The 17,896-nt window shown below is 66.9% G+C and carries 21 protein-coding genes; 5 read left to right on the top strand and 16 right to left on the bottom strand.

Annotated elements, in window-relative coordinates; genetic code table 11:
- Position 1: 1 nt before the first annotated feature.
- On the bottom strand, positions 2–871 hold the full coding sequence (locus tag AT701_RS05455; RefSeq protein WP_058125331.1) for an MlaE family ABC transporter permease: 870 nt from the start codon (positions 869–871) through the stop codon (positions 2–4).
- 566 nt (positions 872–1,437) lie between these two features.
- Here AT701_RS05455 and AT701_RS05450 point away from each other — a divergent pair.
- Complete coding sequence (locus AT701_RS05450; RefSeq protein WP_003892507.1) at positions 1,438–2,463, top strand: NAD(P)H-dependent glycerol-3-phosphate dehydrogenase; 1,026 nt, start codon at positions 1,438–1,440, stop codon at positions 2,461–2,463.
- A 16-nt stretch (positions 2,464–2,479) separates the two neighbouring features.
- On the opposite strand, the gene AT701_RS05445 is transcribed toward AT701_RS05450, so the two are convergent.
- On the bottom strand, positions 2,480–3,049 hold the full coding sequence (locus tag AT701_RS05445; protein ID WP_036452702.1) for a helix-turn-helix domain-containing protein: 570 nt from the start codon (positions 3,047–3,049) through the stop codon (positions 2,480–2,482).
- Between the two features lie 151 nt (positions 3,050–3,200).
- On the opposite strand from AT701_RS05445, the gene AT701_RS05440 reads away from it, so the two are divergent.
- Both AT701_RS05440 and AT701_RS05435 read left to right on the top strand, forming a co-directional pair.
- Positions 3,201–4,337 (top strand): zinc-binding dehydrogenase, encoded by a 1,137-nt coding sequence (locus AT701_RS05440; protein WP_081319665.1) that lies wholly within the window; start codon positions 3,201–3,203, stop codon positions 4,335–4,337.
- 18 nt (positions 4,338–4,355) lie between these two features.
- Positions 4,356–5,795, top strand: coding sequence for an APC family permease (locus tag AT701_RS05435; protein ID WP_058125330.1), 1,440 nt, complete (start codon positions 4,356–4,358; stop codon positions 5,793–5,795).
- Between the two features lies 1 nt (position 5,796).
- Here AT701_RS05435 and AT701_RS05430 read toward each other — a convergent pair whose 3' ends face one another.
- The 4 genes from AT701_RS05430 to grcC1 form a co-directional block, all read right to left on the bottom strand.
- Positions 5,797–6,270: a hypothetical protein gene (locus AT701_RS05430; RefSeq protein WP_223495359.1), complete on the bottom strand. Its 474-nt coding sequence runs from the start codon at positions 6,268–6,270 to the stop codon at positions 5,797–5,799.
- A 97-nt stretch (positions 6,271–6,367) separates the two neighbouring features.
- Positions 6,368–6,667 carry a hypothetical protein gene (locus AT701_RS05425; RefSeq protein WP_011727440.1) on the bottom strand — a complete coding sequence of 100 codons (300 nt, stop codon included), beginning with the start codon at positions 6,665–6,667 and terminating at the stop codon, positions 6,368–6,370.
- A 695-nt stretch (positions 6,668–7,362) separates the two neighbouring features.
- Entirely contained in the window at positions 7,363–8,250 is an 888-nt protein-coding gene (htpX, locus tag AT701_RS05420) for a zinc metalloprotease HtpX (RefSeq protein ID WP_011727439.1), read from the bottom strand.
- Between the two features lie 86 nt (positions 8,251–8,336).
- Complete coding sequence (gene grcC1, locus AT701_RS05415) at positions 8,337–9,344, bottom strand: nonaprenyl/(2E,6E)-farnesyl/geranylgeranyl diphosphat synthase (protein ID WP_174519569.1); 1,008 nt, start codon at positions 9,342–9,344, stop codon at positions 8,337–8,339.
- Between the two features lie 21 nt (positions 9,345–9,365).
- On the opposite strand from grcC1, the gene menJ reads away from it, so the two are divergent.
- Positions 9,366–10,595 carry a menaquinone reductase MenJ gene (gene menJ, locus AT701_RS05410; RefSeq protein WP_011727437.1) on the top strand — a complete coding sequence of 410 codons (1,230 nt, stop codon included), beginning with the start codon at positions 9,366–9,368 and terminating at the stop codon, positions 10,593–10,595.
- A gap of 83 nt (positions 10,596–10,678) precedes the next feature.
- Here the strand turns inward: menJ and AT701_RS05405 are convergent, their stop codons facing one another.
- The 10 genes from AT701_RS05405 to AT701_RS05365 all read right to left on the bottom strand — a co-directional run bounded on the left by AT701_RS05405 (position 10,679) and on the right by AT701_RS05365 (position 17,711).
- Positions 10,679–11,164, bottom strand: a complete 486-nt coding sequence (locus tag AT701_RS05405) for a TspO/MBR family protein (RefSeq protein ID WP_003892495.1) — start codon at positions 11,162–11,164, stop codon at positions 10,679–10,681.
- 89 nt (positions 11,165–11,253) lie between these two features.
- A complete protein-coding gene (locus AT701_RS05400; protein WP_058125328.1) occupies positions 11,254–12,381 on the bottom strand; it encodes an MSMEG_1130 family ribosome hibernation factor in 1,128 nt (375 codons plus the stop codon).
- Positions 12,382–12,530: 149 nt separating this feature from the next.
- Complete coding sequence (locus AT701_RS34590; RefSeq protein ID WP_157892502.1) at positions 12,531–12,722, bottom strand: hypothetical protein; 192 nt, start codon at positions 12,720–12,722, stop codon at positions 12,531–12,533.
- Positions 12,723–12,734: 12 nt separating this feature from the next.
- Positions 12,735–12,878: a hypothetical protein gene (locus AT701_RS34585; RefSeq protein ID WP_157892501.1), complete on the bottom strand. Its 144-nt coding sequence runs from the start codon at positions 12,876–12,878 to the stop codon at positions 12,735–12,737.
- Positions 12,879–12,909: 31 nt separating this feature from the next.
- Complete coding sequence (locus AT701_RS05395) at positions 12,910–14,181, bottom strand: NAD(P)/FAD-dependent oxidoreductase (protein WP_058125327.1); 1,272 nt, start codon at positions 14,179–14,181, stop codon at positions 12,910–12,912.
- A gap of 494 nt (positions 14,182–14,675) precedes the next feature.
- The gene (locus tag AT701_RS05385; RefSeq protein ID WP_058125325.1) at positions 14,676–15,272 is read right to left on the bottom strand and encodes an Rv1733c family protein; all 597 of its coding nucleotides are present in this window, start codon (positions 15,270–15,272) and stop codon (positions 14,676–14,678) included.
- Positions 15,273–15,287: 15 nt separating this feature from the next.
- The gene (locus AT701_RS05380; protein WP_058125324.1) at positions 15,288–15,572 is read right to left on the bottom strand and encodes a hypothetical protein; all 285 of its coding nucleotides are present in this window, start codon (positions 15,570–15,572) and stop codon (positions 15,288–15,290) included.
- Between the two features lie 30 nt (positions 15,573–15,602).
- The gene (locus tag AT701_RS05375) at positions 15,603–16,256 is read right to left on the bottom strand and encodes a helix-turn-helix transcriptional regulator (RefSeq protein ID WP_058125323.1); all 654 of its coding nucleotides are present in this window, start codon (positions 16,254–16,256) and stop codon (positions 15,603–15,605) included.
- Positions 16,256–16,600 (bottom strand): ferredoxin, encoded by a 345-nt coding sequence (gene fdxA, locus AT701_RS05370; RefSeq protein WP_058125322.1) that lies wholly within the window; start codon positions 16,598–16,600, stop codon positions 16,256–16,258. The genes AT701_RS05375 and fdxA overlap by 1 nt, the downstream gene beginning before the upstream one ends.
- 112 nt (positions 16,601–16,712) lie before the next feature.
- Complete coding sequence (locus AT701_RS05365; protein WP_058125321.1) at positions 16,713–17,711, bottom strand: CobW family GTP-binding protein; 999 nt, start codon at positions 17,709–17,711, stop codon at positions 16,713–16,715.
- An 18-nt stretch (positions 17,712–17,729) separates the two neighbouring features.
- On the opposite strand from AT701_RS05365, the gene AT701_RS35935 reads away from it, so the two are divergent.
- Positions 17,730–17,855, top strand: coding sequence for a hypothetical protein (locus AT701_RS35935; protein ID WP_257297378.1), 126 nt, complete (start codon positions 17,730–17,732; stop codon positions 17,853–17,855).
- Positions 17,856–17,896: the final 41 nt, after the last annotated feature.

Below are 17,896 nucleotides of genomic sequence, written 5' to 3'. Positions count from 1 at the left end.
GTCACAGCCCCACCCGCGGGAACAGCATGATGTAGAGCTGGCTGATCGCGACGTTGACGACCATCAGCAGCAGGATCGATTCGACCACCGCGGCGTTCACCGAGTTGGCCACGCCCGTCGGCCCGCCCACGGTGGACAGCCCCTTCTGACACGACACCACGGCCACGATCGCGCCGAAGATCACCGCCTTGATCAACGCAACGATCATGTCGCCCGTCGTCGCGAACGACGCGAAGGTGGCCACGAAGCTGCCGGGTGCGCCGTCCTGGAAGTAGACGTTGAACAGGAAGCTCGCGAGGAATCCGACGAAGCACACCACGCCGGTCAGCGCGACGCCGATCATGATGGCCGCGGCGAAGCGCGGCACGACGAGACGCTTGATCACCGAGACCCCCATGACCTCCATGGCGTCGGTCTCTTCGCGCATCTTGCGGGAACCGAGATCGGCGGTGATTGCCGAGCCCACCGCCGCGGCCATGAGCACGGCCGCGGTCAGCGATGCGGCCTGCCGGATCACCGCGAGCCCGCTGGCCGCACCGGCGAGCGACGTCGCACCCACCTGGCCGGCCAGCAGCGCGAACTGGATGGAGAGGGTGACGCCGATGGGCAGGGCCACCAGCACCGTCGGCACCACGGCGGTGCCCGCCATGAAGGCGCCCTGCCGGATGAATTCCTGCCATTGGAACCGGCCGGTGAAGAGCTCGGTGAACAGGTATTGGACGGTGCGCACGCCGAGGACGAACTGATCGCCGACGGTGGTCAGCGAGGCGATCGGATGGCGTCGGACGTAACCGGTGGCCCACTTCTCGATCGCGTCGGTCCCGCGCTCCGGTGCTCCCCCATCCGACACACGGTCAGGCGACGTGGTCATCCGATCCCGTCACGCGTCGACACCATCATTCCTCCCGGTAACGAGCCGTCCCCCACGGGTAACTCGCAGTGGTTGGCACCGTAGCTGTGGCCGTCTCACGGCGTCAACAGTCAGGCGAATAATCATTCACTTATCGGCGTTTGGCTACGGAATTCGCAGCGTGCGGGGCGCTGGCTCCCGTTTTCCTCGGCCCGCGAACCGAAGCGGTCGGCTATAAATTATCGGCAACGTAAGTTGTAGTGCATCAACACCTTTGACGGCTCTCACCGAGACGCGCGAGCCGCACCGCGTATGTACGGACAAACCAGCCACCGCGGAACGGTCCCCATCCCCGGTTTTCGTGCAGAGTATGCCGGTTAACTTCGACCGTGTACGCCGAATGGGAAAATCGGCCTGGATGCTTTGCCGAGATCGGTGTCGGAGCAGCCTTTGCCACTGTCGAACGTTGGCTTGTGTGCGACATCCCTGTGGAATCTCGCACAGAAGCCGACACTCGGCGCAAGGGTCAGTACCCCTAGTTCACGAAGTGCCGGTCAACGAGCGGCTCGCGCAATACGCTGATCGCCATGGCAGCATCGCTACGCGTACCCAAGGTCGTCGTCCTCGGCGGTGGCTCCTGGGGCACCACGGTCGCCTCGATCTGCGCGCGGCGCGGGCCCACGTTGCAGTGGGTGCGATCGGAGGAAACCGCGAAAGACATCAACGAGAACCACCGCAACTCGCGCTACCTCGGTGACGACGTCGTCCTACCCGACTCGCTCACGGCCACGAACGATTTCAGCGAGGCCGCCGCGTGCGCCGACGTCATCGTGATGGGCGTGCCGTCGCACGGCTTCCGCGGCGTCCTTCAGGAACTCGCGCGCGAGCTGCGGCCGTGGGTTCCGGTGGTGTCCCTGGTCAAGGGTCTGGAGCAGGGCACCAACCTGCGGATGAGCCAGATCGTCGACGAGGTGCTGCCCGGGCACCCGGCCGGCATCCTCGCCGGACCGAACATCGCCCGTGAGGTCGCCGAGGGTTACGCCGCGGCCGCGGTGCTGGCCATGCCCGATCAGCACCTTGCGGCGAAACTCGCAGAGCTGTTCCGCACGAAGCGGTTCCGCACCTACACCACCGACGATGTGATCGGCGTCGAGATGGCCGGTGCGTTGAAGAACGTCTATGCGATCGCGGTCGGCATGGGCTACTCCCTGGGCATCGGCGAGAACACACGCGCCATGGTCATGGCGCGTGCCGTGCGCGAGATGGCGAAGCTGGGCGAGGCCGCAGGCGGGCATCGCGACACGTTCGCCGGTTTGGCCGGCATGGGTGATCTCATCGTCACCTGCACCAGCCAGCGCAGCCGCAACCGGCACGTCGGCGAACAACTCGGCGCGGGAAAGAAGATCGACGAGATCATCGCGTCGATGAACCAGGTCGCCGAGGGCGTCAAAGCCGCGAGCGTCATCATGGAGTTCGCCGACCAGTACGGCCTGAACATGCCGATCGCGCGAGAGGTCGACGCCGTGATCAACCACGGGTCGTCGGTTGAGCAGGCCTATCGCGGGCTCATGGCCGAGAAGACCGGCCACGAGGTGCACAGCTCGGGCTTCTGAGGTGTGAGTTTCGGGCTCAGCCGCCGCGCACCGCGGCGCAGAAATCCTCGGCTCCGACCGGGGGCGCGATGGTCCACAACACCTCGGCCTCCCCGGCGGTCGGGTTGTGCCAATCGTGTAACTGCTTGGCGCCGAAGGTCAGGCAGTCGCCGACGTTGAGCACCACGGTTTCGCCGTCGACGGTGATGCTGAGCGCGCCCCGCAAAACGTAGGCGACGATGGTCGCGGCATCGAGTCGGTACGCACCACCCGAACCTCCCCCCGGCCGCATGACGGTGCGCATGACCTGGACGTGATGCTCGGTCTTCGGGGTGAGCAACTCCTCGCGGACGCCGTGTCCACCCATCTCCAGTGGTGCTCCGGCACCGCTACGGACGATCGGGGCGGTCGGATACTCGAAGAGGTCGCCGATGCCGATATCGAGCGCGTCGCATATGCGCATCAGGACGGGGACCGAAACGTTCGTCATGCCGCGCTCGGCCAGGCTGAGGAAGCCCTTGGTCACCTCGGCCTTGGCCGCGACGTCGGTCAGGCTCATGCCACGTTCGCGACGGATCTGCCGCAGCCTCGCGCCTGCGCGACTCATCCCCGACTCTGTACTGCCCGTCGTCAATGCACCCTCATCCGTCGTCGTCACTGTGTTGACGGTCACTTGTTTAGTGGTATAAAACACCTCGAGCTGTTTTATGGCACTGAACGATACCGGTGAGTGCCCCTCGGAGCAGAAAGGCAATACGGTGCCCGCACCTGACCACGATCGTCCACATTCCACGAGCATCCGAGCTGCAGTTTTCGACGGCACCATCTCGGTCGAGTCGGTTGAACTCGCCGATCCCCGGCCCGGCGAGGTGCGGGTGAAGATCGCTGCCGCGGGTGTCTGCCATTCCGACCTGCACGTCACGACCGGCGCCTGGGACGTACCCGCCCCGGTGGTGCTGGGGCATGAGGGGTCCGGCGTGGTCACCGCGGTCGGTGAAGGGGTCGATGACCTCGAACCGGGAGATCACGTCGTGTTGAGCTGGGTGCCGGGCTGCGGAGAGTGCCGCTACTGCAAGGCCGGGCGGCCCGCACAGTGCTCGCTTGTCGCCTCGGTCGTCGCGGTCAAAGGAACGCTGTACGACGGCACCACCCGGTTGTCGAACGAGCGCGGCACCGTCCACCACTACCTCGGGGTCTCGTCGTACGCCGAGCAGGTCGTCGTGCCTCGCAATGGTGCGATCAAGGTCCGCAAGGACGCACCCCTTGAGGACATCGCGATCGTGGGTTGCGCAATCGCCACCGGCGTCGGCGCGGTCCGCAACACCGCCGGAGTCGAGCCCGGCTCGACGGTCGCGGTGATCGGTTGCGGTGGAGTCGGTTTGGCCTGTGTACAGGGCGCCCGACTGGCCGGCGCATCGCGGATCGTGGCCGTCGACGTCGTCGCCGAAAAGCTCGAGCTCGCCCGCAAGCTGGGCGCCACCGACGCCGTGGACGCCTCTGCCACCGACGACGTCGTGGCCGCCATGCGGGAGGTGTTGCCCGACGGCTACGACTACGTATTCGACGCCATCGGCAAGATCGCCACCACCGAACAGGCCATCGCCGCACTGGGACTCGGCGGAGCCGCGGTCATCGTGGGCCTGCCCCCGCAAGGCGAGCGCGCAAGCTTCGACCCGCTGACCCTCGCCGAGGCCGACCAGCGCATCCTCGGGTCCAACTACGGCTCAGCGGTGCCCGAGCGCGACATCCCCGCACTGGTCGACGAGGTCATGGCCGGAAACCTCGACCTTGCCTCGATGATCTCCGGACGCCGGCCGCTCGAAGAGGCCGCCGCCGCACTCGACGATCTCGCCGCCGGACACGCGCTGCGCCAACTCCTCATCCCCTCCGCCTGACCAGAATCGAGAACCACTGTGTCCGAATCTCTTCAGACCGGTCCCCGGACCGAAACCGGCGACGCCGGACTGCGCCGCGGTGTGATGGGCGGCGGTGAACTCGCCGCCCAGGCCATCGCCAACATCGCACCGAGCGCCGTCATCGCATTCACCGCCGCGGCGATCTACACCACCGCCAGCGGCGGTACCTGGATCTCGTTCGCGCTTGCCACCGTCGTGATCCTGTCGGTGGGCTACTGCATCTCCCAGTTCGCCAAGCGCCGGTCGTCTGCGGGTTCGCTCTACAGTTACGCCGCAACCGCTTTGGGCCCGTTCGGTGCATACCTGACCGGTGTGAGCCTGCTGATCGGATGCTTCGGCATCGCGGCCGGATCCCTGAGCGGGGCGGTCGCCTACACCGCAACCCTGCTCAACCAGCTCGGCCTGGCAGTCGGTGGCCTTGCCGCGCAGATCGTGCTCGCCATCGTGCTCGGATCGTTGGCGACCCTGTTCACGATCCGGGGAATCAGACTGTCGGCGCGTATTTCCCTTGTGCTGGAACTTGTCTCGGTCTCCATCATCACGGTGCTGCTGGTGGTCACGCTGGTACACCTCGGCCCCGACGCGTTCGACGCCGACCAGTTCCGGCTGAGCGATGTGAAACCGTCCGGGATCGTCGTCGGCATGGTGCTGGCGATCCTCGGGTTCGTCGGGTTCTCCAGCGCCGACGCCCTCGCCCGCGAGGCCAAGGATCCGTACCGCGCCGTACCCCGCGCGATCATGTGGAGCGCGGCAGGCGTCGGCGTCCTGTACGTGTTCGCCGCCTACACGCAGGTCGCCGCGCTGGGACCTGCGCTCGGAGAATCCGCGCAGCCGCTCGACGACATCGCGACGCTCGTCGGGATGCCCACCTGGTTCAACCCCATCCTCAACTTCGGGATCGCTGCGTCGTTCTTCGCGGTGGTCGTCGCTCCCATGAATGTCATCGGTCGAATCCTGTACGTCATGGGCAAGGAAGGCGTCGTGCCGTCGGCGATCGGGCGCACCCATCCCACGCATCTGACGCCGCACCGGGCCCTGATCACCGTCGCACCGCTGGTCATCGCCGTCCCGGTGGTGATGTACCTGCGCGATGTCGCGCCGATGGACGTCGTCACCTGGGTGGACACCTACGGCACATATGGCTACATGGTGGCCTACGCCGCGGCCGCGCTCGCCGCCGTGGTGTACCTGCGCAGCATCAACGCACGGGTCCCCCTCGTGTGGCCTGCCGCGATCGTCGCGATCGTGTCGATGGCATATGTGTTCTACGCCAACGTCTATCCGGTGCCGCCCTACCCGCTCAACGTCATCCCGTGGCTGTTCATCCTCACAGTGGCCGCGGCACTGGCGTGGTACTTGATCCTGCGCAGGCGGTCACCGCACGTCGTCGCCAACATCGGCACGAGCGACGTCGAGACGCTCGAAGGGATCGGCTGACTCAGCCGATCTGGAAGGTCGGCTTGAAATCCGATTCCTGCTGACCGATGACGAAGCTTCCGGTCGGGCTGATCACGAAGCCCGCCTGGTTGCGTCCATCGATGCACGCCGTCGTCACGCCATCGAAGCCGCAGCTGATCGTCTGATAGCTCAGGCGGGTGTTCGGCGGCAGCGGCTTGGCGTCGCTGACGACGGCGAACACCGGTGCGGGCGAGCTCGCGAAGCCGGGCACGCCCGGACCGCCGCTGACCAGGTTGGCGCCGTTGGGTGCGGCGGGGATGGGCCCGCTGCACCCGTAGCTGCCGGTGCGCTGCAGGACGCACGTGATGCCTTCGCCGATGCTGAAGGCGTACCAGTTGTTGTCCATCACGGCGTACTCCGAGGTCTTGACCGGCGGATACGCGTTGACGTTGGGAACCGTGGGTGGCGGTGGATCGGCCTGCGGATCAGCCGCGGCGACGCCAGGAACGCTCATCACTGCCGCCCCCGCGGCGCTTGCCAGTCCAACCAGCAGTCTGCTCAGCACGCCGCTACCCTAACCCGGCCCCATGCGCCGGGCCAGCGGTCTCGTGTCAGTCGCATTTGAGGTCGACGTACACGGTCGTGTAGCGGACGAACTCCTCGGTGTTGCCGCGCGTCGACTCCCTCAGTTCGGTGACGTCACGACCCGGCCGGACCGCGCTCACCGAGCAGTTGGCGCTCGATTTGTTGCCCACCCTGGTCTGGATGACGCGGTAGCCCTCGGACTGCAGTTGCCGGATGGTCTGGTCTGCCGACGTGTCGCCTGTGGGTGCGGCCGCGGCACCGCCGGCGAGTGCCATGCCGGCCATGGCGAGACCTGCGGTAACTGTGGCGATGATTGTGGTTCGCATCGGAATTGCCTTTCTTTTCTGGCTGAATGTGATTTCAGCGTATGAAGGCAATTAGCTGGGGGCCAGAAGTTCATAGCGGAACCAAACATTTCAATTCGACATGAGAGTCATAGGGAATTCATATGTTTGGGCGGGCGCCTCGCATCGGGAGACGCGCGTCGGTCTGGTCTCGGAATCCACACTGGCAGAACCACTGTGAGCATGGGCGACGTCATGGTCGCCACTCGCGCCGCCGAGTAGCGCGGGCAGACTTTGTAAGCACGGTCCGGTTGTGAAGATATCCGGGTGAATTCAGGCGCCCATTCTCCGCCGCGGCGAACTCGACAAATTCGCGGTTGCTGAGGACCCTCCGACGCTCGCCCCGGCACCGCGAACGTGCGCGTCTGCTGCCCGACACTCCGTGCGGGGCAGCAAGCGCGCGCACGTTCGACCGCGGTGAGCGTGCGTGGAATCCGCTCGCGATCCCGCACCCAGTCCGGGTACGCCGCTCGTAACGCCACGGCGGAAAAACGCGCTCGCGGCCGCCACTGCGTTACGAGCAGTGAAAGACGTGGGCTCGCACGGGCGTCGCGAACCTGTGCGCACGCTCAGGCATCACGAGCGTGCGTCAAATGCCGACCGCGAGCGGCGTGTTGCGGAGCAACCACGCTCGCTCGCGGTGCAAAAAAGCGAGAGAACCCCGGGTGCAACCAGACTCAGTAATACGAGTCCGGGCGGGAGCCGCCACGGCCGGCCATGTCCTCGAGCCGGCGGATGCGGTCGGCGATCGGCGGGTGGGTCGAGAAGAGCTTGCCGATGCGCTCGCCGGCACGGAACGGGCTGGCGATCATCAGGTGGGCCTGATCGGCGAGCTGGGGCTGCGGTGGCAGCGGGGCCGCCTCGACACCACCGGAGATTTTGCGCAGGGCGGATGCCAGTGCGAGGGGGTCACCGGTCAGCTCGGCGCCGGACTGGTCGGCCTGGTACTCGCGCGAGCGGGAGACGGCGAGCTTGACGACCGTGGCCGCGATCGGGCCGAGGAACGAAACCAGAAGCAGGGCAAGCGGATTGCCACCTTCGCGGTTACCACCGAACATGCCTGCGAACATCGCCATGTTGGCCAGCGCGGTGATCACCGACGCCATCGCGCCTGCGACGCACGAGATCAGGATGTCGCGGTTGTAGACGTGCGAGAGCTCGTGGCCGAGCACGGCACGCAGTTCACGTTCGTTGAGCAACTGCAGGATGCCGGTGGTACAGCACACCGCGGCATTGCGGGGGTTCCGACCCGTCGCGAACGCGTTCGGGTTGGCGGTGTCGGAGATGTAGAGCCGCGGCATGGGCTGGTGCGCGGTGGTCGCGAGTTCACGGACGATCCGGTAGATCTCCGGCGCCTGCACCTCGGTGATGGGCTGTGCGTGCATGGCCCGCAGCGCCAGCTTGTCGCTGTTGAAGTAGACGTAGGCGTTCATGCCGACGGCGAACAACACCGCAAGGAACATCACGTTGCGGCCGAACAGCGACCCGACGAACACGATGAGCCCGGACATGCCCACGAGCAGCAGGAATGTCTTGAGCCGATTCGCGTGCGGATTCCACGTCATCGCAGTTTCCTCTCAGCTAGAAACTGGGAAATGTCCCCGACAGTTACTCGACAGTTAAACGCCCAGCAACCCGTTTGGGTTCCTGATCAGCCTTCCCGGCTGATCGTGTAGTCCACGAGCACCGCGAGCGCCTGACGGCCCGGGCACTCCGGCAGGTGGGAAAGCTCTTCGCGGGCCTGCGCCGCGTACGACGCGACGGTCTCCTTGGCCTTGGTCAGCCCCGGTGACCTGCGCAGCAGCGCCAGGGCCTCGGCCACGTCCTCGTCGCGCTCGATGGGACCGGCCAGCAGTTCACGCAGCCGGTCGGCGTCAGGTCCGGTCTCGCGCAGCGCGTACAGCACCGGCAGGGTGTGAACGCCTTCACGCAGGTCGGTGCCGGGCGTCTTGCCGGACTCGTCGGGGTCGCTGTCGATGTCGATGATGTCGTCGGCGATCTGGAACGCCGTGCCGACGATGCCGCCGAGCCGGCTCAGCCGCTCGATCTGCTCGTCGTTGGCGCCGGAGAACGTCGCACCGAACCGGCCCGAGGCCGCGATCAGGCACGCGGTCTTCTCGTAGACGACCTTGAGGTAGTGGTCGACGGAGTCGACGTGGTCGGCCGCGCCGCGTGTCTCCCGCATCTGGCCGGTGACCAGCTGAGCAAATGTGTCAGCAATCACACGCACCGCGTCGGGACCCAGACGGGACACGAGTCGCGACGCCGTGGCGAACAGGTAGTCGCCGGCGAGGATCGCGATGTTGTTGCCCCAGCGTGCGTTGGCGCTCTGCGCACCGCGGCGCATCTGCGCCTCGTCCATGACGTCGTCGTGGTACAGCGTCGCGAGGTGCACGAGTTCGATGACCGCGCCGGCCACCGTGACCTGCCAGGCGTCCGGTTCAGGGCCGAGTTGCGCCGACAGGACCGTGAACAGCGGGCGGAAGCGTTTGCCACCGGCCTGGAACAGGTGCTGGACGGCCTCGGCCATCAACTCGTCGGCTTTGCCCAGCTCATCGGACATCAGGTCCTCGATACGGGCCACACCGTCGCGGACGTCGGCGGCGAATGCCGGATCGCCGAAGTCAACGCCTGCCACCACGGTCGCTGGGGTACTCACTCTGCCAACATACTGGGAACCATGAACACCCGAGCGGATGTGGTCGTCGTCGGAGCCGGACCGGCTGGTTCGGCTGCCGCGGCATGGGCCGCACGCGCAGGTCGCGACGTGGTCGTGGTCGACGCCGCGCAGTTTCCCCGTGACAAGGCGTGCGGGGACGGGCTGACGCCGCGTGCCGTGGCCGAACTGCAGCGCCTCGGGATGGCTTCGTGGCTGGACACCCGCATCCGCCACCACGGGCTGCGCATGTCGGGGTTCGGCGCCGACGTCGAGATTCCGTGGCCGGGTCCGTCATTCCCCGCGACAAGCAGCGCGGTGCCGCGTACCGAACTCGACGACCGGATCCGCTCGGTCGCCGCCGACGACGGCGCCAAGATGATGCTGGGCACCAAAGTCGTTGATGTGACCCATGATTCGAGCGGCCGCGTGGACGCCGTGGTGCTCGACGACGGCAACACCGTCGGTTGCGCGCAGCTCATCGTGGCCGACGGCGCGCGTTCGACGCTGGGCCGCGTGCTGGGCCGTACCTGGCACAGGGAGACCGTGTACGGCGTGGCGATCCGCGGCTACATCGCGAGCCCCCGCGCGTCCGAGCCCTGGATCACGTCGCACCTCGAACTGCGCTCCCCCGAGGGCAAGGTGCTACCCGGGTACGGCTGGATGTTCCCGCTGGGCAACGGCGAGGTGAACATCGGCGTCGGCGCGCTTGCGACCGCGAAGCGTCCTGCCGATGCGGCCCTGCGGCCACTTATGTCCTATTACGCCGACCTGCGCCGCGAGGAGTGGGGTCTGGTCGGCGAACCGCGCGCCGGACTGTCGGCGCTGCTACCGATGGGTGGCGCGGTCTCGGGCGTCGCCGGGCCCAACTGGATGCTGATCGGCGACGCCGCGGCATGCGTCAACCCGCTCAACGGCGAGGGCATCGACTACGGGCTGGAGACAGGACGGCTGGCCGCCGAACTCATGACCTCCGGCGGCGTGACCGACTACTCCTCGGCCTGGCCGACGCTGCTGCAGGAGCACTACGCGCGCGGGTTCTCGGTGGCGCGCAGGCTCGCGTTGCTGCTGACGCTGCCGCGCTTCCTGCAGGTCACCGGGCCTGTGGCGATGCGGTCGGCGACGTTGATGACCATCGCGGTCCGGGTGATGGGCAACCTGGTGACCGACGAGGACGCCGACTGGATCGCTCGCGTGTGGCGCACCGCGGGCCTGGCGTCGCGGCGGATCGATCAGCGGGTGCCGTTCAGCTGATTCGAGCGTGCGCCAGTGGCGGAGATCCGGCTCGGATTCCGCCCTGGACGCACGCTCGATGCGGGGAACTCATGCAGGGGAACTCAGCGCTTGCGGTTGAGCATCCAGATCCGCGTCGAGAGCACCGTCGCGAACGTGCACCACAGCGGGTAGGGCGCGAGGATCGCACCGCGTGCGCCCTGCGCGTCGACCGCACGACGGGTGAGGTCGGCGCTGCTGGCCGCGAGCGCCCCGGCCGCGATGGCAGCGGTGCCGAGCTTGCCGCGGTTGAAGAAGATCCACGACCAGCTCGCATTGAGGATCAGGTTGGCGGCCAAAGCCACCGAATAGGCGCGGGCCTTGTCGTCACGGTTCTGCTCCTGGAACTTGTCGATGGTGTGGGCCGACGTCGACGCGATATCGGCGTACAGCAGGTTCCACGCGATCGGGAACGCCGCAGGCGGCGGCTGGAACGACGGCTTGCGCAGCGACTGATACCAGGCAGTCTGTGACCCGCGGCTCGCGAGCCCGCCGACGACTCCCGTCGCGATTACTGCAGATGCTGTCTTGGCCAAGGTGATCGGTCGCATGCGTCAACTAGTACCCGCTGTACGCCTTTTCGACACGTGTCGGCCGTCACCCGGGTGCGACGTTGCGGCCCTGCGGATTACGGCCGGACTCACCAGCGCAGCACCGCCGCGACGCCTGCGGCGTCCTTCAGCACCGCACCGGCCGCGCCCTCCACCGGGCTGATCCTCGCGCCGGTGGCCAATGCCCGGTCGACGAGGCGCTCGGTGAATCGGGAGTCCTTCGTCGCCGCGTGACTGTGCGGCGCGATCTCACCGTCGGCGTACAGCGACCCGTCGGCACCCACGGACCCCACGTAGCGCACGGCCGGGTCGTACACCAGATGGTCGACCCTGCCTGCGTTCAGTGCGGCGGCGACCTCGGACAGGCCCAGTGCGACATCACCGGTCCCGCCGGCGTCACACAAGTAGTCGAGCAGTTGCTGTTCGTCGTACTTGTGCTGCCGGTGCAGACGCGCGGTGACGGCGGCCGTCAGCGCAGCGTCGTCGAGGCCGCCGAGGCCCCGGTCCACCAGCACCTTGCCGCGCAGCGGAGGACCGAACCTCGTCTTGGCCGGCTCGGTCCAGCGTTGCCCGCCACTGACCACGATCCGTTCCCACCCACGCTCCTCGGCGAGATCCGTCGCGGTCGCGGTCACCTGGGTCACGAATCGCTGCATGCCGTCACGCTCGCGGGCCTGGCGCTGTTCGCGCATCTGGCCGGCCCGCTCGTGCGGCGCCTGACCGAACGGCTGCGCGATGCGACTGATCTCCTGCAGCTGGCCCAGGCGCCATTCCAGCAACCGCGCATCGTCGGCGGAGATCACCACGACGCCGGCCGGGCGGCCTTCGTCGAGAACTTCCACCAGCGGGTGGATGAAAGGGCCGTCGTCGAGCACCACACGGTTGGTCACCGGCATCATACACTCGAAGTGCACGGTCCAGTCGCCGTCCAACCCGATGAACATGATGCGCCCGCGGCCCGACGCGACTCCGGTGATCAGGGTCTCGATGAGCGGCCTGCGGCGCTCCAGCGCTGCGGCGACGTCCCGATAGCGTTGGGAGCCATCGGCTTCCATGCGGCGATGTAACAACCGGTATCGGTTTCTCAGATCGATGGCCTGCACCTGCAGGTTCTGGGTAGGGTCGGCATTGAAGTACAGCGACACCACTCCCAGCCTGTCGGTCCGCTGCGACAGTTCTCGGACGGTGTCGAGGTCGAGTCGTTCCAAAACGTCCACGTGGTCTCCTCATTCGTGTTGTCGGACCATTCGAGGGGGGACGGCACCTCCATCGGACTCCCATCGCTGAAGGGCGATGAGAAGGAGGCGGTCCACCGCATCGGGATCGATCCCGAGCGTCTGGTCGGTTGTCGACAGTTCGGCGGTCATCAGGCGTCCTCCATGACCGGCTCGGCATCCGAACGCGACTGCACCTCGGTGGTGAGTTTGGCGATGACGGCGCAGAGCACCTTGGTTTTCTCGCGCAGCTCGGCCTCGCTGGCTTCGAGCTCGCGAATCCTGTGGTGGGCCTTCATGAGTCGGTTGGTGAGCGTCATGAGCGACGGAGCAGTGGGCGACATCGGTTTCCCCTCCTATCGGCAGTCGCAGCTCGGCGAGCCATCGTCGAGCACGACGACGATGTCGGTCTTCATCTCGACGTGGCCTGAGCGGTCCATGAGGTCATCGGGTACTTCGACGGCCAGGCGCGGCATCGAACGTGGTTCAACGCTGGTCATTTCGGGTCCTTTCTCTTTGTGGAGCATTTCGTCAGGGGTCGGCACCCGTGCGGCGCAGCGGGTCGAACGGTCGTAGGGCCTCCGGTTGCTTGCCGGTGGTGATGTACTCGGCCAGGAGCCTGCCGGTCACCGGTCCGTGCGCCAGGCCCCACATGCCATGACCGCCGGCGAGGTACACGCCGCGCGACATCTCGCCGATCAGGGGCCGCCCGTCTGGGGTGAGAGCCCCTGGGCCGACCCAGATGTCGCTGCGCTCGGCCCAGCGCACGCCCTCCAGCAGGGGTTCGGCGGCGGCCACCATGGCTCCGATGCGCGACGGCATCGCCGGCTCATAGGGATCGCGCAGTTCGGTGGCACCAGTGACCCGCAGTGCCCCCTTGTGGGGCGTGCACGCGATCCCGGCCTCCGGCAGGTAGATCGGCGTGGGGATGGGACGGTCGACAGGCACGGTGAACGAGTAGCGTCGCGCAGCCTGCACCGGCACGGTGATGCGGCTACCGGCCAGGCGCGGCAACCACGCGCCGGTGGCGACCACCGCGACGTCGGCTGTGAGCCACTTGCCGATGCGGGGGTACACCTGAACTCCGTTGCCGGAGCTCAACACGTCGGAGACCTCCATCGTGCGCATCGTGGCGCCACGCTCCTCGACCGCGTGTCGCAGCGCCTGCACGAACCGGCCCGGATCGACGTAGCGCTGGCCGTTGACGTTCAGTGCGGCGGCAATTGCCGGCGATGCCAGCGGAACCTGGTCGCGCAGTTGTCTGCCCGACAGTCCGCTGACCGAAATCGTCTGCCCGGCGTCTTCGAGCGCGCGCAGATCACGCATCATCCGTTCGGCTTCGGCGGCGGTGCTGAACAACGCGGTGATGGGTGCGTCGGTCAAAGGCGCGTCGACGCCGTTGGCGAACAGGACATCGAAGGCTTCGAGGCACTCCTCGTTGAGCGGGACGTTGGCGCGTATCGCCCGTTTCCATGACGCGCGACGACAGTTGGCGGCGAACTGGATCAGGAAGTTGGCGAGTTCGGAGTCCGCGGCCAGCGGGATGTGCAGCGGCGCCTGCGAATCGAACAGCGAGCGGAGGCCGTCGCGCAGCATCGCCGGCGAGTTGGCGGGCACAGTCAGCGCCGGCGCGATCCACCCGGCATTGCCCCATGACGCGCCGGTGCCCACGCCGACCCGGTCGACGACCGTGACGGCGACACCACGTTCCTGCAGGAACCACGCCGCCGACAGTCCGACCGTGCCGGCACCGACCACGATCGCCGACCGCGGCCCACCGTCGATGCGCCCGTAGCCGACCACGTTGCCTCCATTTCAGGAAATTTTCTTTTTGTAATTTCATTCTTCGTGCGGAGTGCGGGAAAGGGTTGCGGAAATCGGACAACGCACCGGCGTCGGGTTGTCCGGATCCGACAAACTCGTCGAAAAAACGGCCCGACTGGATTTTTATTTTTTCTGACGTATGGTCGGACCAGCAGTTGCCACTTCGGAAAAGGAGCGTCAATGGCTGACAAATCCGGTAAGACCCTTCGAAAACCTGAGCTCTCCCTCAAGGAGCGGCGAGCGATCAAGCGCGCCAAGGCCGAAGAGTCCATGCCGATCATCCGCAAACGTAAGGGCTGATGGCAGGCTCTCACCACACCCGAAATTCCGGATGACGGATTTCGGAGCCGGTAACCGCGCAATTTCGCGAAAGACCAAACCGACGCATCCATAATTCGCACATCGGTGCGGGCGGGTGCACGGAGTACCGGCGCAGTCTGGGTTCCTGCGCCGGTACTCCCCTTTTTTGATCGCTATGGGGTCGGGTAGTGAAACCCGTCGGTACCGGCGAGGTGGTCGAGTTCGCGCTGCCAGGCAGCCGAGCGGACCCGGTCGCACAAGGCTCGTGTCGCCATGAGCAGACCGCCCTGGATGCAGCCGACGACAAGCCACAGGACCAGTGCGCCGGTCACCGCTTCCACGGCAGCGAGGCCGATCGGTGTCGGCGTTGAGGTCCGCTCCCCGCGGTCGTCGACCCAGATCTGCACGACATCACCGGTTTTCGCTGTCGACGCGACCTCCACGGTCCCGGTGTGCTCGACGCCCGCAACGGACCATCGTGCCGGCATCAGGGCAGTGTTGGTTCGCAGAACCGCCTGTGCGGCATCGTCATCGATGACGGTGGCGGCGACGGTTCGGCGTGTGTCCGCCTGCTCGGCGTACATCGTGCGGCGGGTGTCGTAGACGGTGGTCCCGATCGCCGCGGCGATCGGCGCGGTCACCAGCATCACGACGACGGTCAGCACGACAGCGAATGCCTCGACCCGATCGGCGGGGCGCACCAGCGGGTGACGGCCCCACAACCGCAACAGGAACGGCCACCGGGGCATACCGAGCGTGAACGTGTCCATCGCCGTGTTCTCCGGTCACGTCGAAGGATTCAGCCGGCTGTGCAGTTCAGCGACGTAGTCGTCGTAGGCGGCGGCGACCTCGTCGAGATCGACCTGTTCGGGCAGGTCCTCGAGGCTCTGACGCGCGATCAGATAGTCCGCGGTCGCCGCGACCACACGCGTCTCGTCGGCTGCGATCTGCGCGACGACAGTGGGATCGGCATACACGCGCACCACCACGGGGGCGTCGTCGTCCTGCGTAAATCTCAGCAGGTAGTCGTGATCGCCGAGCGCCTCCAACACCGGCTGCGAAGCGGCCATGTCAACCTCCTTGGTGGGCGGGGGGGTTCGTCATCGCGGTGCCAGATGCGCGACGCAGAGATCAGGTTCGACAAAGGGTTCCAGGCGATCCACGGTGACCGGCGCCTGCAGGTCCCGTAGTGCGCCCTGCATGAGACCGAGGTGTAGCGCGCAGGTCACCTCACCGTGTTCCTCGGCGAGATTCTGGAACGGGCAGTGACGCAGTCGGATCTCGCGCGCGCGCCGGCCATCTGCGGGTTCGGGTTCGAAACCCAGCTCCGCCAGCAGATCCACCAGTTCGGTGACGGCCTGCGTTCTGGTCGACGGACCGTGCGGTGCGGTGGTGACCAGCCCGGGACTCGTCGACCGGCCCAGATCCGCGGCGACAGCGGCGGCATCCGGGTCACGCGCGACGTAGCCCGTCAGAATGCTCGCCAGGAGGCGGTAGTTGGTGGGTCCGGACGGGTCCATCCGGCGGCTCGCGCGGTACAGGACCGGAGGTCGGCCCCGGCCGACGGCCTCACCGACCACCTGCTCGACGCGCCCGGCCCGGGCCAGCGCCTCGAGGTGGAATCGGACCGTGTTGGGGTGCACGCCGAGTTCGTCGGCGATGCCGGCGATGGCGCGCGGCTGCGGGGAGGCGCGCAGCACCTGCAGGATCGCATCGCGGCGGCCTCGAGGTGGCGAGCTGGTGTCGGTGTCCATCAGTCCCCCTGCGGCGGCAACTGCGCCACCATGGGCGTATCGGCGTCCACGACACCGAGTTTCGCGGCACCGCCCGGTGATCCGAGCGGTTGGGCACGCCCGGGCAGGACATCGGTGAAGAACTTCGCGTTCTCCTCCTGGTACGGCTGCAGATCCTCGGGCAGGTCGTCCTCGTAGTAGATCGCCTCCACCGGGCACACGGGTTCACACGCGCCACAGTCGACACATTCGTCGGGGCGGATGTAGAGCATCCGCGCGCCCTCGTAGATGCAGTCGACCGGGCACTCATCCACGCATGCGCGGTCTTTGACGTCCACGCACGGCCGGCCGATCACGTATGTCATGGCGTCATATTACTCCAACTCTCACTTGTAAAAAATAGAGATGCGCCGATTTCTGCATGAGGGTCGCGATGACGCGGGATTCGCAGCCCTGGTGCAGAAATCGACGAAATGCTCAGTCGGTGTAACGCAGGACGCCGAGGATGGCCTGCTTGTCGGCGGGTTCAGCGGTCGCGCACCCCTGCAGAGCAGACAATGCGGCCGCCTCGTCGATGTCCGTGCCGATCAGCACGAGGGATGTCCGGCGGGCCTCGCCGCGGTCCCAGCGCCGGCGCTCGAACCGCAGCGATCCACCGACGAGTTGCAGGACGAACTTGCGGCCCTCGCCGGCATCGCCGAAGTCGACAAAACCCTTGGCGCGGTACATCCCGGCCGGGCGGTTCTTGAGCAAGTCCATGAACCGCCGCGGATCGAGCGGCACATCGGACGTGAATGCGACGCTCTGGAACGTCGCGTGCTCGTGATGGTCGTGATCGTATGTCTCCCAGAGCAGTTCGTCGAGACTCAGCTGCGCGACCCTGGGCACCTGCTGCGGCGGGTCGATGAGCAGCTCAGGGTCGACGCGTCCGAATTCGGTGGGCAGCACCGGGACTCGATCGTTGAGGGCGGTGATCTTGGCGCGGACGGCCTCCAGTTCGGCGTCGCTGACCTGATCGGCTTTGTTGACCACGACGAGGTCGGCCACCTGGACGTTGTTGCCCAGTTCGGCACGGGTGGATTCGACGGCGTCGACCACGAGCACCAGCCCCGCGTAGTGGTAGCGCGTGTCGTCGGCCATGGCGATGGTGCGCGCGAGCGCGGCAGGCTCGGCGAGCCCGCTGGCCTCCACGACGATGAGGTCCAGACGCGGCTTCACGGCCGCGAGCTTGCCGAGCATCTCCCCTGCCTCGTCGGCGTCCACGGCACAGCAGATACACCCGTTGGTCAGCCCGGCCATCGCGTCGACCTGACCGGCCACCAACATGGCGTCGATGTTCACCGCGCCGAAGTCGTTCACCAGGGCACCGATGCGCACGCCGCGACTGTTGCGCAGCAGATGGTTGAGCAGCGTGGTCTTGCCCGCCCCCAGGTATCCAGCGAGGGCCAGCACGGGTACAGATCCGGTTGTCCTCACCCGGCCATCGTAAGGTTGTTGAGAACAGTTTTCAGTAAGCGGGGTGGCGGTCTGCGCGCGGCGGGCGCTGCCGTCGCCGACCGCAGCGTGCCGGTGAGCGTCACCTCCATCATCCGGGCCCGCGCACACGCGGAGTTCTCGTAGCCCACCAGAGGCCCGAGGTCGACGACGAATGCCAGCGCCGC

The organism is Mycolicibacterium smegmatis (assembly GCF_001457595.1).
Taxonomy (GTDB): Bacteria; Actinomycetota; Actinomycetes; order Mycobacteriales; family Mycobacteriaceae; genus Mycobacterium; species Mycobacterium smegmatis.
This window is presented reverse-complemented; position numbering and strand designations above follow the sequence as displayed.